This is a genomic window from Thioalkalivibrio sp. ALJ1, assembly GCF_000745395.1.
Classification (GTDB): domain Bacteria; phylum Pseudomonadota; class Gammaproteobacteria; order Ectothiorhodospirales; family Ectothiorhodospiraceae; genus Thioalkalivibrio.
Window position 1 is genome coordinate 83,540 of the sequence record NZ_JQIW01000004.1, and the last position, 14,775, is coordinate 98,314.

Sequence of the window (14,775 nt, forward strand, 5' to 3'; positions counted from 1 at the left end):
GGGCTGTCCGAGTGAGTTGTGCCACACTCGGGGCAGCGCAAGCGACGCAACATCAGGGAGGAGGGGCCATGATCGGGGAAGAGGACCGGCGCGATCACCGAAGGATGCAGGTGTCGGCCGAGGCGCGCATGACCTGGCGCTCCAGCGGAGAATCCGTTGATGTGCAGTTGGAAGACCTTTCCGCCACCGGCTGCAGTTTCGTCGTGCAGCGGGAGACCGACCCGGGTGTGAAGGTCAGCGTCACGGTACCGAGCCCGGACGGTCGCTTGCAGGGGCTGGAGCGTCATGGTCGGGTCGTGCGCTGTGAGCCCGTGGATGAGGCTGGTGGTGGCTGGCGGGTGGCCATTGCCTTTGATCCCGAAGGAGAGTCCTGACATGGAAGCAGAATCCACCACCACGATCCTGACGCTGCGCGAGGCCGATGCCCCGAGCCTTTCGGCTCTGGTGTACGACCTGGGCGAGCGCCTGATGGCGCGCGGCCAGCGCCTGTGTACCGTGGAATCCTGTACCGGGGGTGGCATCGCCCAGGCGTTGACCGATATCCCCGGGAGTTCGCAATGGTTCGAATGCGGCTGGGTTGCCTATTCCAACGCCGCCAAGGCCCACATGCTCGATGTGCCCCCCGAGCTGATCGAGGCCGAGGGCGCGGTCAGCGAGGCCGTGGCGCGGGCCATGGTCGAGGGTGGTTTGGCCCGCAGTGATGCCGACTTCGCGCTCTCCGTGACCGGGGTCGCCGGGCCTTCCGGCGGCACCCCGGAGAAGCCGGTGGGCACCGTTTGCTTCGGTTGGCAGGCGCGCGGCCAGGAAGCGCGCGTGCACACCCTCCACTTCGAGGGTGAGCGTCACGAGGTCCGCCTGCAGGCCATGCTACACGCCCTGGGCGAGTTGCTGGCCCACGAGGCGGCCTGACGCGGCGTTGCGTTGTCGGGGCGGTGTTCGCCTGCCCCATCGTCCCTGAACTTCATCATGGCCGTACTAGGACTCGCGCGGGTTGGGTCGTCTCCCTCCCTGTGGGATACTGCGGCCCCGCACCCGCCGGCCGTTACCCGGACCCGGGTCGGCAACCATCGCTGTACGTATCGGGAGGCATACCGTGGACGAGAATCGCAAGAAGGCCCTGACCGCCGCACTGGGACAGATCGAGCGCCAATTCGGCAAGGGCGCCGTGATGCGCATGGGCGATCAGGAGGCGGTGGACGTTCCGGCGATCTCCACGGGTTCCCTGGCGTTGGACATCGCGCTGGGCATCGGTGGCGTGCCGCGTGGCCGCGTGGTCGAGATCTACGGGCCGGAGTCTTCGGGCAAGACCACCCTGACCCTGCAGGTGGTGGCCGAGGCGCAAAAGGCGGGTGGCACGGCCGCCTTTGTCGACGCCGAGCACGCGCTGGACCCGACGTATGCCGAGAAGCTGGGCGTGAACGTCGACGATCTGCTGGTCTCGCAGCCGGATACTGGCGAGCAGGCGCTGGAGATCGCCGACATGCTGGTGCGCTCCGGCGCAGTGGACGTGGTGATCGTCGACTCCGTGGCCGCGCTGACGCCCAAGGCCGAGATCGAGGGCGAGATGGGCGACTCCCACGTCGGCCTGCAGGCGCGGTTGATGTCGCAGGCCCTGCGCAAGCTGACCGCCAACATCAAGCGGTCGAACACGCTGGTCATCTTCATCAACCAAATCCGCATGAAGATCGGCGTGATGTTCGGCAGCCCCGAGACCACCACCGGCGGTAACGCGCTCAAGTTCTACTCCTCCGTGCGCATGGACATCCGCCGTATCGGCGCGATCAAGAAGGGCGACGAGGTGATCGGCAACGAAACCCGCGTGAAGGTCGTGAAGAACAAGATGGCCCCCCCATTCCGCGAGGCCTACTTCGAGATCCTCTATGGCGAGGGCATCTCGCGGGTGGGCGAGATCATCGAGATGGGCGTGAAGGAAGGCCTGATCGACAAAGCCGGCGCCTGGTACAGCTACAACGGCGAGCGCATCGGCCAGGGCAAGGAGAACGCCCGCCAGTACCTGAAGGACAACCCGCATATCGCCGAGGAAGTCGAAAAGACCCTGCGCGAACGCCTGCTGCCCAAGCGCAAGAAGGCCTCGGACGAGGACGCCCCGGTCGATGCCCCGATCGAGGAGCAAGGCTGACCCAGCCGACCCCGAGGCCGCGCTTGAAGCCGGCCTGCGGTTGCTGGTTCGACGCGAACACTCCGCGCTGGAGCTGAGCCGCAAGCTGGCCGAGCGCGGCTTCGAGAGGGATGCGGTCGACGCCGCGCTGGAGCGCGCGCGCGAGCTCGACTACCTGAGCGATACCCGTTATGCCGATTTCATGGCCCGGCACCGGACGGAGCAGGGCTACGGCGAACAGCGGATTCGCGCCGAACTTGCCCACAACGGGATCGGCAACGAAACCGTCAACGCCGCCCTTGAGGCGCTCGATGTCGACTGGCTCGACCAGGCCCGTGCCCAGCTCGAACGCCACTTCCGTCATTCCCCCGAGACCCGCGAGGACGAGGCCCGCTACCTGCGCCACCTCGCTGGCCGCGGGTTCCCCGGTGGCATCGCCCACCAGGCCCTGGCCGCCTGGAAGGACGACGCAGGCGACTCCTGACGGATTGCTTCGTCGCGCTGCTCCTGGCAATGACGGGTTTGGAGGAAGGTCATTGCGAGGAGCGAAGCGACGAAGCAATCTCCGAGAGAACCACCAGATCCGGGGTCCGGCCGACGACCCAACCGATTGCCACGGCCCCTGCGGGGCCTCGCAATGACGTATTTCTGACCCCGTCATTGCGAGGGGCCTTGCGACGAAGCAATCTGTGTCCAGAGCCACCCGACCCAGACGCCGAGTGATCCACCAGCGATTGCCATAGCCCCTTTGGGGCCTCGCAATGACATCCTTGTGCTGGGGGCACGCCCAATGTGCCGGTGGTGAAGGGCCGAAAGGAGTCTCGGCCGCTGAGTACCAATGTGCAGTCGCCCAGGGAGGGAGCGATGAAACAACCCTGTGTCTACATGATGAGCAACCGTCGTGACGGGACCCTCTACGTGGGTGTGACCAGCAACCTGGTGCAGCGGGTCTGGCAGCATCGCTCGGGAGAGGTGTCCGGGTTCACCAGCCGCTACGGTCTGCATCGGCTCGTCTGGTTCGAGCAATGCGTGGAGATGGAATCCGCGATTGAACGCGAAAAGCAGCTGAAGGCGGGTCCGCGGCGCAGGAAGGTTGCGCTGATCGAGCAGGTAAACCCCGGGTGGCGGGATATGTTCGACGACATTGTGGGTTGAACGCGACTGGGGAGCTCCTTGCCGATCGCGACGGCGCCGGGCGCCTCGCACTGACGGCGATCATGCTGCGTCATTGCGAGGCTACGAAAAGGGCGTAGCAATCGGCTGGACCTGGCCAGAATCGGGATCAGGTGGTTCCGTAAAGAGATTACTTCGCTACGCTCGCAATGACGGGACAAAGACGACGTCATTGCGAGGAGCGAAGCGACGAAGCAATCTGCATCCACGGCCACCCGATCCAGACGCCGAGAGACCCACCGACGATTGCCAGGGCCCCTCCGGGGCCTCGCAATGACGGGCAACATGGCCAGAAGCTGGGCCCGGCAATACGCGGGTGGCGGGTCGGCGTGATAGCATTCCGGGTTTGATCCCAGACGCCATCGGAACCGCATGAAAAGCGCCGACATTCGCCGGAGTTTCCTCGAATTTTTTGAAGGGCACGGCCACAGCATCGTGCCGTCCAGCCCGCTGGTCCCCGCCAACGACCCCACGTTGCTGTTTACCAACGCGGGTATGGTCCAGTTCAAGGACGTGTTTCTCGGGCGCGAGAAGCGCCCGTATACCCGAGCCGTATCCACCCAGCGCTGCGTGCGCGCTGGCGGCAAGCACAATGATCTCGAAAACGTCGGCTACACCGCACGGCATCACACCTTCTTCGAGATGCTGGGCAACTTCAGCTTTGGCGACTACTTCAAGCGCGATGCGATCCACTACTGCTGGCAATTCCTGACCGAGACCATCGGTCTGCCGCCGGAAAAGCTCTGGATTACGGTCTACGAGACCGACGAGGACGCCTACAGCGTCTGGGCGAACGAGATCCAGGTCCCGGCCGAGCGCATCATCCGCATCGGCGACGACCCGGATGGCGGCTCCGACAACTTCTGGCAGATGGGCGACACCGGCCCCTGCGGCCCCTGCACCGAGGTCTTCTATGACCACGGCCCCGCCGTCGAGGGCGGCCCGCCCGGTTCCCCGGAAGAGGACGGGGATCGCTACATCGAGATCTGGAATCTCGTGTTCATGCAGTATGACCGCGATGCGGACGGCACGCTGAACCCGCTGCCGCGCCCGTCGGTGGACACCGGCATGGGCCTGGAACGCCTGGCTGCTGTGCTGCAGGGCGTGCACTCCAATTACGAGATCGACCTGTTCCAGGACCTGATCGCGGCCGCTGCCCGCGTGACCGGAGCCAAGGAAAAGGATTCCGCCTCGCTGCGCGTGATCGCCGATCACATCCGCTCCATCGCGTTCCTGATTACCGATGGTGTGCTGCCCTCCAACGAGGGCCGTGGCTACGTGCTGCGCCGCATCATCCGCCGCGCCGCCCGTCACGGTTTCAAGGTGGGGGCGCAGGACGCCTTCCTCTACCAGATCGTTGGCGATCTGGTGCGCGTGATGGGCGAGGCCTTCCCGGAGCTGGCCGAGGCACAAGGCCAGGTCGAGACGGTACTGGAGAAGGAAGAGCGCAAGTTCCTGGAAACCCTGGACAAGGGCATGAAGATCCTGGAAGACGATCTGCGTGACCTGAAGGGCACGGTGATCCCCGGCGAGACGATCTTTCTGCTCTATGACACCTATGGCTTCCCGGTGGACCTGACCGGCGACATCGCCCGCGAGCGGGGCCTGGAACTGGACATGGAAGGTTTCGAGGCCGCCATGGGCGACCAGCGCGCCCGCGCGCGGGCCGCGAGTCAGTTCTCCATGGAGGGCGGTGGTCTGCCCCAGGTCGATGCGGAGACCACGTTCTCCGGGTATGACACGGTGGACGACGAGGGCCGTGTGGTCGCCCTGTACCAAAAAGGCGAACCCGTGGAGCGGCTTGAGGTCGGAGCCGAGGGTCTGGTCGTGCTCGACCGCACACCGTTCTACGGCGAATCCGGTGGTCAGGTCGGCGATGTCGGGACGCTGTCTGGTTCCGGCGTACGTTTTCAGGTCTCCGACACCCGCAAGCAGGGCGCCGCGCACATCCATATTGGTCAGGTGCGAGCCGGTACGCTGGAGCGTGACCAGACACTGCAGGCTGCAGTGGAAGGCCCGCGCCGCGAGAATATCCGCCGCCATCACTCCGCCACCCACCTGCTGCACAAGGCCCTGCGTGACCAGCTGGGCGATCACGTGCAGCAGAAGGGCTCCCTGGTGGACCCGGACCGCTTGCGTTTCGATTTTACCCATATGGAGCCGCTAACCGCCGAGCAGCTGCGGTCCATTGAGGCTCAGGTGAATACCGAGATCCTGGCCAACGAGGCAACCGACACCCGTGTGATGGACATCGAGTCCGCGATGGAATCCGGCGCGGTCGCCCTGTTCGGTGAGAAATACGGCGACCAGGTGCGCGTGCTGAAGATCGGTACGTCCGTCGAGCTGTGTGGCGGCACCCATGTCAATCGCACCGGCGATATCGGCCTGTTCCGCGTCACCTCCGAGGGCGGTGTCGCCGCCGGTATCCGCCGTATTGAGGCGGTCGCTGGCGAGGTCGCGCTGCGCTGGGTCGACCAGCAGCTGGGGCACCTCGACGCGATCGCCGACCGCCTGCGTGCCGGGCGCGGCGAGGCGGCCGAGAAGGTCGGCCAGTTGCAGGAGCGTACCCGCGAACTGGAGAAGCAGGTCACACAACTCAAGGGCAAGCTGGCCAGTCAGGCCGGGGACGATCTCGGTTCTCAGGCGAAGGACATTGGCGGCATCCAGGTGCTGGCGGCGAAGGTCGAGGGCGTGGAGCCCAAGGCCCTGCGCGACATGGTGGACCAGCTCAAGCAGAAGCTGGGCCAGGCCGTGGTGGTGCTAGGCACCTCGACCGGCGAGGGCAAGGTCAGTCTGGTGGCGGGTGTGACCAAGGCCGAGACCGAGCGCTTCAAGGCCGGCGACCTGGTGGGTCATGTTGCTTCGCAGGTGGATGGCAAGGGCGGTGGTCGCCCGGACATGGCGATGGCCGGCGGCCAGAGCCCGGACAAACTGGATGCCGCACTGGCCTCGGTCGAGGACTGGGTGCGCGAACGCGCCTGACCGGCCCAATACATGCCAACACTGTCATCGCGAGGCGCGCAGCGCCGCGGCGATCTCCAGGGGTGGCCCCGGCGCTGGAAGGCAGAAGATGGATCCGGTGGCTTCGGATGGCGATTGCCACGGCCCCGGTCGGGGCCTCGCAATGACGATGGTCTTGTCATCGCGAGGCGCGCAGCGCCGCGGCGATCTCCGGGGGCAGGCCCCGGTGTTGGAGCCATCAACGATGTCGATGGTTTCGGGCGTAGGTTGCCACGGCGCCTCACGGGGCCTCGCAACGAGGGGACGAATAGTGTTTAATGCGCCGCCTTCCCAGGCGGCGGTGAATGGAATCTTCAAATGGCGTTGCTGGTACTCAAATTTGGTGGCACCTCGGTGGGTTCGCCGGAACGTATCCAGGCGGTGGCCGAACGCGCGCTAAAACTGCGCGAGGAAGGCCATCAACTGGTGATCGTGGTCTCCGCGATGAGCGGCGAAACCGACCGTCTGCTGGGGCTGGCCCATGCCCTCAACCCGCGCGCCGATGGCCGCGAGCTGGACGTGCTGCTGTCCACGGGTGAACAAGTCACCATTGCATTGCTGTCCATGGCGTTGGAGGCGCAGGGTTGCCCGGCGCGGTCCTATACCGGGGCGCAGGTCACCATCCGCACCGATAGCGCCCACAACAAGGCGCGCATCCGCAGCATCGACGACGCCCGGGTGCGCGCGGACCTGGACGCCGGGCGTGTGGTGGTCGTGGCCGGCTTCCAGGGTGTGGACGAGCATGGCGCCATCACGACCCTGGGTCGTGGCGGTTCGGACACCACGGCCGTGGCGTTGGCGGCGGCGCTAAAGGCCGACGAGTGCCGTATCTATACCGACGTCGATGGTGTCTACACCACGGATCCGCGTCTGGTGCCGCATGCCCGTCGCCTGCACAGCATCACCTTCGAAGAGATGCTGGAGATGGCGAGCCTGGGTTCCAAAGTGCTGCAGATCCGCGCGGTGGAATTTGCCGGCAAGTACAACGTCCCTCTTAGAGTGCTGTCCTCGTTCGAGGAAGGACCGGGGACCCTGATTACCACGGAGGAGGATGCGCAGGTGGAACAGGCGCTGGTTGCGGGTATCGCGTTCAATCAGAACGAAGCCCAATTGACGGTTCAGGGCGTCCCCGATCAGCCGGGGGTCGCGCATCGCATCCTCGGGCCGATTGCGGAGGCCAACATCGAGGTGGACATGATCGTGCAGAACGTCGGTGCCGATCAGACTACCGACTTTACGTTCACGGTCCACCGGAACGACTACGACAAGGCCCTGGAGATCCTGCAAGCCGCCGCGAAGGCGCTTGGTGCACGCGAAGTCTCCGGCGATACTCATATCGTGAAGATCTCGGTAGTGGGCGTGGGAATGCGCTCGCACGCCGGGATCGCAAGCAAGATGTTCGAGGCCTTGTCACACGAAACCATCAACATCCGGATGATCTCCACCTCCGAGATCAAGATCTCCGTGGTCGTGGATGAGAAGTACCTCGAACTTGCAGTACGTGCTCTGCATGATGCCTTTGAACTTGAGCAGGAACCTGTCGGTCAACAGGAGGACGGTTAAGGATGACAGACCGTAAAACGGTTACCGGACGACCGACTGCGTCCGACACAGGCACTGCGGAGAAGAGCATGCTCATTTTGACTCGACGTGTGGGCGAGACCCTCATGATCGGCGAAGACGTATCCGTCACCGTCCTGGGGGTCAAGGGCAATCAGGTTCGTATCGGCATCAATGCGCCCCAGGACGTCGCCGTCCACCGCGAGGAGATCTTCCAGCGCATTCAGCGGGAATCGAACGTGGCGGATAGCGAAGGGGGTGGCGGAACCTCCAGCGGTGGAAACACCGGCGCTGGTGGTGCCGCGGCAGCCGCACGCGAAGACTGAACCTACCGCAGGGGTAGTAGACGGCCCGGAGGCCCGAATCGGCCTGCCGGGCCTTTCATTTGGCGGCCCAAGGCCTTATCCTGTGCCCCGTTTCCGGAGAGTTGGCCGAGTGGTCGAAGGCGCTCCCCTGCTAAGGGAGTATGGGTCAAAAGCCCATCGAGGGTTCGAATCCCTCACTCTCCGCCAAATCCTGCAAAGGGGCCCGAGTGGCCCCTTTCGCACGTCTGGCCCCCGAGATATCCGGGATTCGAACCCGAGATATGAGCACGATGGTTCAACTTCGGTGAATCGCTGGCCTTTCCCAATGAGCCAGGCCTAGCCCGAACCCTGTAGGAGCGCGCTCGCGCGCGAAGCCCCCGCCAGCGCTGGTGGCGGGCAATACCTGACGGCGTCACCCGCTCGTCGGTTGGGGGTGGGGGCTACCGCCCCAGTCCCGTCAGACGGCTGGGTTCGAGGATCTCGATCCAGTAGCCGTCAAGGTCCTTCACGAAGGCGATGTCCTTCAGGCCGCCCTCGTCCGGGCGTTTCACGAACTCCACATTGTTGTCGTCGAACCAGCGCACGGCCGCGTCCAGGTCGGGCACGGAGAAGCAAATGTGGCCGAAGCCCTGGGGCTCTTCGTTGCCGTCGTGGTAGTGGAAGTCCGCGTCTTTCTCGGTGCCGTAGTTATAGGTCAGCTCAAGGATGCCGCGCTGGCTGAACATCCAGCGGGTGGCCTCGCCTTCGTCCTTCGGCGGCTGCGGTTCGTCCTCGCCGATTTTCGCCAGGAAGTAGAGCGTGAACTCGAACTCGGGGAAATCGAGGGTCTTGACCAGTTGCATGCCGAAGACGCGCTGGTAGAAATCCAGGGCCTTCTGCGGGTCCTTCACGCGCAGCATGGTGTGGTTGAGGCGGAAGCCGGTGGTCGGTTGCTCGCTCATGGTTCGTCCTTGTATTCCGAAAAAGGGTAATCCGGAGACAGGAACACGATGGGGCAGGTTCCCTCAAGTGCGCCCGTCACGCCTCGGGCCCAGGTTCCGTCACTGCAAGGCGGCGCGGCCGACGTGGCAGTCGGTCGGGGCAACCCCGACGTTGGGGTTCCCCGAGAGATTGCTTCGCGGCGCTCGCAATGACCGGGTGTTGGAGCCCTCGTGAATATGCCCCTCGGTCACTGCGAGGAGGCAAAGCCGACGTGGCAGTCGGTTGGGGGTTATCCCTGCGCCGGGGGATGCGTCGGGCGATTGCTTCGCGATGCTCGCAATAACGGGATGGTGGATTGGCCGGGGAACCATATGCCCGTCACTGCGAGGAGGCGCAGCCGACGTGGCAGTCGGCGGGGTGGCCCCGACGTTGGGGTTTCCCGGTAGATCGCGTCAGGGTGCTCGCGATGACGATCTGTTGAACGACTCTGGAGGTGGTTTCGGCTACTGGCGACAGAACGGCCAGATCTGGTAGAAGCGGCGGCATTGGAACTCGGATTCGCAGCTGGAGAGCTGGGACTCGTAGCGGCTTGCGCGCTGGGCGACCTGTTGGGCTGCGGATCGCACCTGCGGTTTGTTTTGGTAACTCCCGCGGCTGTAGCCGCCCTGGCCCTCGTGGTAAGCGAGGTACAGGTGCTCGGGGTTATTCAGCGCGACGCCGGTCATGCGCTGGGTGCGGGCGTTGTACCAGCCGATGAAGTCGGTGGCGTGCTTCATGTGCGTGCGCCGCGCGAAGCGGCTGCCCGCCTGTTCCTGGTATTCGCCCCAGACCGGGTCCTGTGCCTGGGCATAGCCATAGGCGGACGAGGGGCGGCTCCAGGGGATGAAGCCCAGCACGCGTTCGCGATCCGGGCGCACATGGCTGCGGAACGAAGACTCCTGCTGGATGAAGGACATCTGGGTCGCGATGGGCGTGCCCCATTCTTGCTCGGAATCGCGGGCGTAGTCGTACCAGCGCGGCTGTTCGCGGAAGATCTCGCAAATATTGCTCTGGTCCTGGGGCGGGGAGGGCGCGAGCATCGCACACCCTGCCGTGATCGTGGCCAGCGCCAGCAGCAAGCCCGCGCGCAGGCCGTTGAGCGCTATGGTCCGCCATTCCCCCTGATATGCCTTGCCCACCCGAATCTCCCGTTCGGTTCCCCGATGGCCGGGAGTATAAAGTACCCGCAACGGGGGCCAAGGGTGCGCCGGATGACGTGCCCGGTTTCGGAGGTTGCCCCGGCCCCTGCGGCGCCTCGCAGCGACGCGCATACGGGCTCCCGGTTGCTCCACCATCCCGTCATTGCGAGCATCGCGAAGCAATCTCCCAATACAGTCCTCGGTGCCGGGATACCCCCAACCGACTGCCACGTCGGCTGCGCCTCCTCGCAGTGACGGGGGCGGGGGCGAACGGGGAGGGGGCTCTGTGGCGGGGGCTGTGGGAGAGGTCTGTGGGAGAGGGCTTGCCCGCGAAGCCCCCGCCCGCGTCGAAACTGGGCAAGACCCCTTCGCGGGCAAGCCCGCTCCCACAAGGCGCACTTGCGACGCTTCTGCTAGAGGGCAGCGTTCCAGCCAGGGTCGAGAGGGCTCAAGGCGGGATCGGTTTGCCAGGGGTCTGGCGGGATGGGCGCGTCGGCGATCTCGCAGATGCGCGCCAGGAATTCGTGGCGGGGCAGGCGTTCGGCGCCCAGGTTCAGCAGGTGGGGGGTTTCCATCTGCACGTCGATCAGCGGCCAGTCCCAGGCGACCAGGTGGCGGCATAGCCAGGCCAGGGCGATCTTGGAGGCGTCCCGCTCGCGGGAGAACATCGACTCGCCGCAGAACAGCCGCCCCACGCTCACCCCGTACAGTCCCCCAATCAGGCGCGGGCCGTCCCACACCTCCACCGAGTGCGCGTGTCCCGTGCGATGCAGTGCGATATACGCCTGCTGCATGCTGGAGGTGATCCAGGTGCCTTCGGCGTATTCGCGCGGCGCCGCGCAGCCCTGGATGACCGCCTCGAAGGCGCAGTCGAAACTGACGCGGTAACCACGATTGCGGATCGCCTTCTTCAGGCTGCGGTGCAGGTGGAACCGGCTCGGTTCCAGCACCGCGCGCGGGTCCGGGCTCCACCACAGGATCGGTTGCCCGGCCTCGAACCAGGGGAAGATCCCGTGGCGGTAGGCGTTCAGCAGCCGCGGCACGGAGAGGTCGCCCCCGGCCGCGAGCAGGCCGTTGGGCTCAGGCAGGGCAAGCTCCGGGTCCGGGAACGGCGCCTCCGGGTGCTCGGGGTCCAGCCAGGGCAGCGTGATCTGTGGGCCGGAGTTCATGGGGTGGCTCCTGTTGGCGCAGGAGATGGGAGACCTGTGTTCCGTGGGAGCCTGCTAGCAGGCGAATGGTCCGTGGCGGGCTCCAGCGCGGGCAGGGGCTTCGCGGGCAAGCCCGCTCCCACAGGTGGGGGTTGGTCAGGTGTTGGGGGCATCGTCGGGTTGGGGCTGGCGGTAGGGCGAGTGTTCGTGCAGGCGTTCGCACTGGGCGCGCATCATGGCCGCCTCGCGTTCGCAGAAGTCGCGTACCGGCTGTTCGAAGCCCTCGGTCAGGATCATGTGGGCGGAGTAGGTGGGCGTCGGCAGGAAGCCGCGCGGGATCTTGTGCTCGCCCTGGGCGCCGGGCTCGAAGCGAGTGAGCCCCTCGCGAATGCAGAACTCGATGCCCTGGTAATAGCAGGTCTCGAAGTGCAGGTCGGCCAGCTCCTCGGTGCAGCCCCAGAAGCGCCCGTAAAGGGTGTCGTGGCTGCGGTAGCAAAGCGCCGCGGCGATGGTTTCGCCTTTGTCGGTCGCGTCTGATCCCGTCCCGGTTGGCCGTCGTGCCTCGAACAGCACGACCTGATCACCAAGCTCGGCCGCGCTCTCTACAAAGAAGGCCTCCGACAGGGTCGGGATGCCCATGTGCTTCTCGAAGGTGTCGACATAGAAGCGATGGAAGCGCGCCCAGTCCTCGCGCGATCCGGTGGCCCCGGTCAGGGTACGGAACTGAATGCCGGCCTCGTATACGCGCCGGCGTTCGCGCTTGATGTTCTTGCGCTTCTTCGAGCTAAGCGCGGCCAGGAAGTCGTCGAAGGTGGCGTAGTCGGCATTGGTCCAGTGGTACTGGCAGCCCATGCGCTCGGGCAGCCCCATCTCGCGGGTCACCTCCAAATCGTCCTGGGTCGGGAACAGGATGTTCACGCCCGAGGCGTTCAGCTCGCGCCCATGGGTGACCAGGGCACGCACGAGTAGGGTGCGCAGGTGGTCGAAGTCCGGCGCCTCCGGATGCACCAGCAGGCGCGGCCCGGTGGCCGGGGTGTAGGGCACGGAGACGACCAGCTTGGGGTAGTAGTTCAGCCCGTGGCGGTTCCACGCGCCTTCCCAGGCGAAGTCGAACACGAACTCGCCGTAGTTGTTGGTCTTGGCATAGGCGGGTGCGGCCGCGACGAGCTGGTCGTCGCGGAAGATCAGCACATGTTGCGGGAACCAGCCGAACTGGCGGCCCAGGCACTCGTGGCGCTCCAGGCCCTCCAGAAAGGCATGACGCAGGAACGGCTCGGTGCCGCCGGTCAGGGCATCCCAGGCGGCCGGGTCGACGTCCGCCAGGCCATCACGCAACTCGATGCGCTCCGCTGGTTCCTCCGCCGGTGGGCTCGGTGCCCCGGTGTCGCCCTCGGCGTTCACGGCCTAGCCGTTCTCTTCGAGGTATTTCTCCGCGTCCAATGCGGCCATGCAGCCCGTGCCGGCGGAGGTCACCGCCTGGCGATAAACATGGTCCATCACGTCGCCGGCGGCGAACACGCCCGGTACCGAAGTGGCGGTGGCGTTGCCCTTCAGCCCGCTTTGCACCTTGATGTAGCCCCCGGCCATGTCCAGCTGGCCCTGGAAGATATCGGTGTTCGGCTTGTGGCCGATCGCGATAAACACGCCCATCAGCTCGACATCCTTCGTCTCGCCGCTTTGCGCGTGCTTGATGCGCATGCCGGTCACTCCGGAGTCGTCGCCCAGGATCTCGTCCAGGGTGTGGTTCCACTCGATTGTCACGTTGCCGTTCTTTTCCTTCTCGAACAGCTTGTCCTGCAGGATCTTCTCCGCGCGCAGGGAATCGCGACGGTGGACCAGGGTCACCTCGGAGGCGATGTTGGACAGGTACAGCGCTTCTTCGACCGCGGTATTGCCGCCGCCGATCACCGCCACCTTCTGGTTGCGATAGAAGAAGCCATCGCAGGTGGCGCAGGCGGACACACCCTTGCCGGCGAAGGTGGTCTCGGACTCCAGCCCCAGATACTGGGCGGAGGCGCCGGTGCAAATGATCAGCGCATCGCAGGTGTACTCGCCGCTGTCGCCGGTCAGTCGGTAGGGCTTGTCCTTCAGTTGCACCGTGTGGATGTGGTCGAAGATGACCTCGGTGTCGAAGCGCTCGGCGTGCTTCTTCATCCGTTCCATCAGCTCGGGGCCCTGCACGCCGTCGTTGTCGCCGGGCCAGTTGTCCACGTCGGTGGTGGTCATCAGCTGGCCGCCCTGTTCCAGGCCGGTGATCACGACCGGGTTCAGGTTGGCGCGCGCGGCATACACGGCGGCGGTCCAGCCGGCCGGGCCGGAGCCCAGGATCAGCAGCGGGCAATGGCGGGCTTCCTTCCCGCTATCCTTCCCCTTGCTGTCGGACTTGGCCTCGGATGGCCCGCCCAGCTGCACGGCGCCTGCGGCGGACTGCATGGCCCCGGTGGCAGTGGCCATCTTCGGTGCCTTGTCTGGGGCCTGGGCGGCTTCGCTCTTTTTGTTCTTCTTGTCCTTTTTGGATTTCTTGCCGTCGCTCATCGCGCTTTCCTTCTGAAGTCATATTGAATTTGGTGGCAGTGGCGGTCGGGCCGTCACTGCGGGTGTTGCACACGATACCTGATCACGGCGCAGTGTCCGGGTTCCGGGGGCTGCTGGCGTGAGTCGCGTTGCGGCCCATGGCCCACGTGGAGGCCGGCGGCGTGCGCCGAGCTCGTGGTAGTGGCCGGGTTCGGATCTAGGGAAACACTGATTAATGCACGCGCTCGCGCTCGAGTCACTTTTGCGTGCGAACAAGGCGCGGCGACTGCCGTGCAGTCATTCTGCACAAGGGAACCGCAACGCCGTGCGCGCGCCCGTTTTTGATCAACAACGGGCGGCCGAGCCCCGTCTTTCAATAGCTTGTGGGGGTTGGCACCCCAGGTTCCCCGATCCTGCGTTGCGCCGCTTTCGGGTAGAACCACTACCCGCTGCACGACGCGCCTTGTCTCGGAAAACCTGGGGTGCCAACGCGAGCGCGTGCATTAATCAGTGTTTCCCTAGGGCCTCGAATGCCGGGAATTATTGGGACGGCGCGGGGCTTTGTCCAACGGGGTCACAGGCATCGCGGGAACGGCGGGATCGCTGTCGGCATCCAACGGTTAGGGCCCTCGATTTCAGTAATCGCGGACCATAAGACATTTTCATGACTGCGCCGCCCGGAGAGACCGGCCCGTGAGTCACTACATCAGGGTTTGGTGGATAACTCGGGTGCCCGCCCGGGAATGGCGACAGGACGGGCAATGGCCGTTTTTATCCACAGCTTGCCCACGGCTTGTCCGCCTGTTGTTCTCTCTCGGGATACAATATGTAGTGGCTATGAAGTTCCCGATCCCCGA

Annotated in this window: 13 protein-coding genes and 1 tRNA gene; 9 read left to right on the forward strand and 5 right to left on the reverse strand. The window is 65.3% G+C overall.

Going from position 1 to position 14,775, the window contains the following annotated elements; genetic code table 11:
* Positions 1 to 68: 68 nt before the first annotated feature.
* The 9 genes from F462_RS01765 (at position 69) to F462_RS01805 (ending at position 8,364) form a co-directional block, all read left to right on the forward strand.
* Complete coding sequence (locus F462_RS01765; protein ID WP_038051186.1) at positions 69 to 374, forward strand: PilZ domain-containing protein; 306 nt, start codon at positions 69 to 71, stop codon at positions 372 to 374.
* Position 375: 1 nt separating this feature from the next.
* Positions 376 to 909 carry a CinA family protein gene (locus tag F462_RS01770; protein WP_038051188.1) on the forward strand — a complete coding sequence of 178 codons (534 nt, stop codon included), beginning with the start codon at positions 376 to 378 and terminating at the stop codon, positions 907 to 909.
* A 184-nt stretch (positions 910 to 1,093) separates the two neighbouring features.
* Positions 1,094 to 2,140 (forward strand): recombinase RecA, encoded by a 1,047-nt coding sequence (recA, locus tag F462_RS01775; RefSeq protein WP_018141554.1) that lies wholly within the window; start codon positions 1,094 to 1,096, stop codon positions 2,138 to 2,140.
* Positions 2,115 to 2,603: a regulatory protein RecX gene (locus F462_RS01780; RefSeq protein ID WP_038051190.1), complete on the forward strand. Its 489-nt coding sequence runs from the start codon at positions 2,115 to 2,117 to the stop codon at positions 2,601 to 2,603. The genes recA and F462_RS01780 overlap by 26 nt, the downstream gene beginning before the upstream one ends.
* Before the next feature lie 380 nt (positions 2,604 to 2,983).
* Entirely contained in the window at positions 2,984 to 3,274 is a 291-nt protein-coding gene (locus tag F462_RS01785) for a GIY-YIG nuclease family protein (RefSeq protein ID WP_038051191.1), read from the forward strand.
* 390 nt (positions 3,275 to 3,664) lie between these two features.
* Positions 3,665 to 6,274, forward strand: coding sequence for an alanine--tRNA ligase (gene alaS, locus F462_RS01790; protein WP_038051192.1), 2,610 nt, complete (start codon positions 3,665 to 3,667; stop codon positions 6,272 to 6,274).
* Between the two features lie 336 nt (positions 6,275 to 6,610).
* Positions 6,611 to 7,855, forward strand: a complete 1,245-nt coding sequence (locus F462_RS01795) for an aspartate kinase (protein ID WP_038051193.1) — start codon at positions 6,611 to 6,613, stop codon at positions 7,853 to 7,855.
* Positions 7,856 to 7,923: 68 nt separating this feature from the next.
* Complete coding sequence (gene csrA / locus F462_RS01800; protein ID WP_038051196.1) at positions 7,924 to 8,178, forward strand: carbon storage regulator CsrA; 255 nt, start codon at positions 7,924 to 7,926, stop codon at positions 8,176 to 8,178.
* Positions 8,179 to 8,273: 95 nt separating this feature from the next.
* Positions 8,274 to 8,364, forward strand: a tRNA-Ser gene (locus F462_RS01805).
* A 233-nt stretch (positions 8,365 to 8,597) separates the two neighbouring features.
* On the opposite strand, the gene gloA is transcribed toward F462_RS01805, so the two are convergent.
* The 5 genes from gloA to trxB form a co-directional block, all read right to left on the reverse strand.
* Positions 8,598 to 9,098, reverse strand: a complete 501-nt coding sequence (gene gloA / locus F462_RS01810; protein WP_038051198.1) for a lactoylglutathione lyase — start codon at positions 9,096 to 9,098, stop codon at positions 8,598 to 8,600.
* 483 nt (positions 9,099 to 9,581) lie between these two features.
* Complete coding sequence (locus F462_RS01815) at positions 9,582 to 10,256, reverse strand: transglycosylase SLT domain-containing protein (protein ID WP_038051199.1); 675 nt, start codon at positions 10,254 to 10,256, stop codon at positions 9,582 to 9,584.
* A gap of 413 nt (positions 10,257 to 10,669) precedes the next feature.
* Complete coding sequence (aat, locus tag F462_RS01820) at positions 10,670 to 11,425, reverse strand: leucyl/phenylalanyl-tRNA--protein transferase (protein ID WP_038051200.1); 756 nt, start codon at positions 11,423 to 11,425, stop codon at positions 10,670 to 10,672.
* Positions 11,426 to 11,560: 135 nt separating this feature from the next.
* A complete protein-coding gene (locus F462_RS01825) occupies positions 11,561 to 12,805 on the reverse strand; it encodes a GNAT family N-acetyltransferase (RefSeq protein WP_038051202.1) in 1,245 nt (414 codons plus the stop codon).
* Between the two features lie 3 nt (positions 12,806 to 12,808).
* On the reverse strand, positions 12,809 to 13,939 hold the full coding sequence (gene trxB / locus F462_RS01830; protein ID WP_038051203.1) for a thioredoxin-disulfide reductase: 1,131 nt from the start codon (positions 13,937 to 13,939) through the stop codon (positions 12,809 to 12,811).
* Positions 13,940 to 14,775 lie beyond the last annotated feature (836 nt).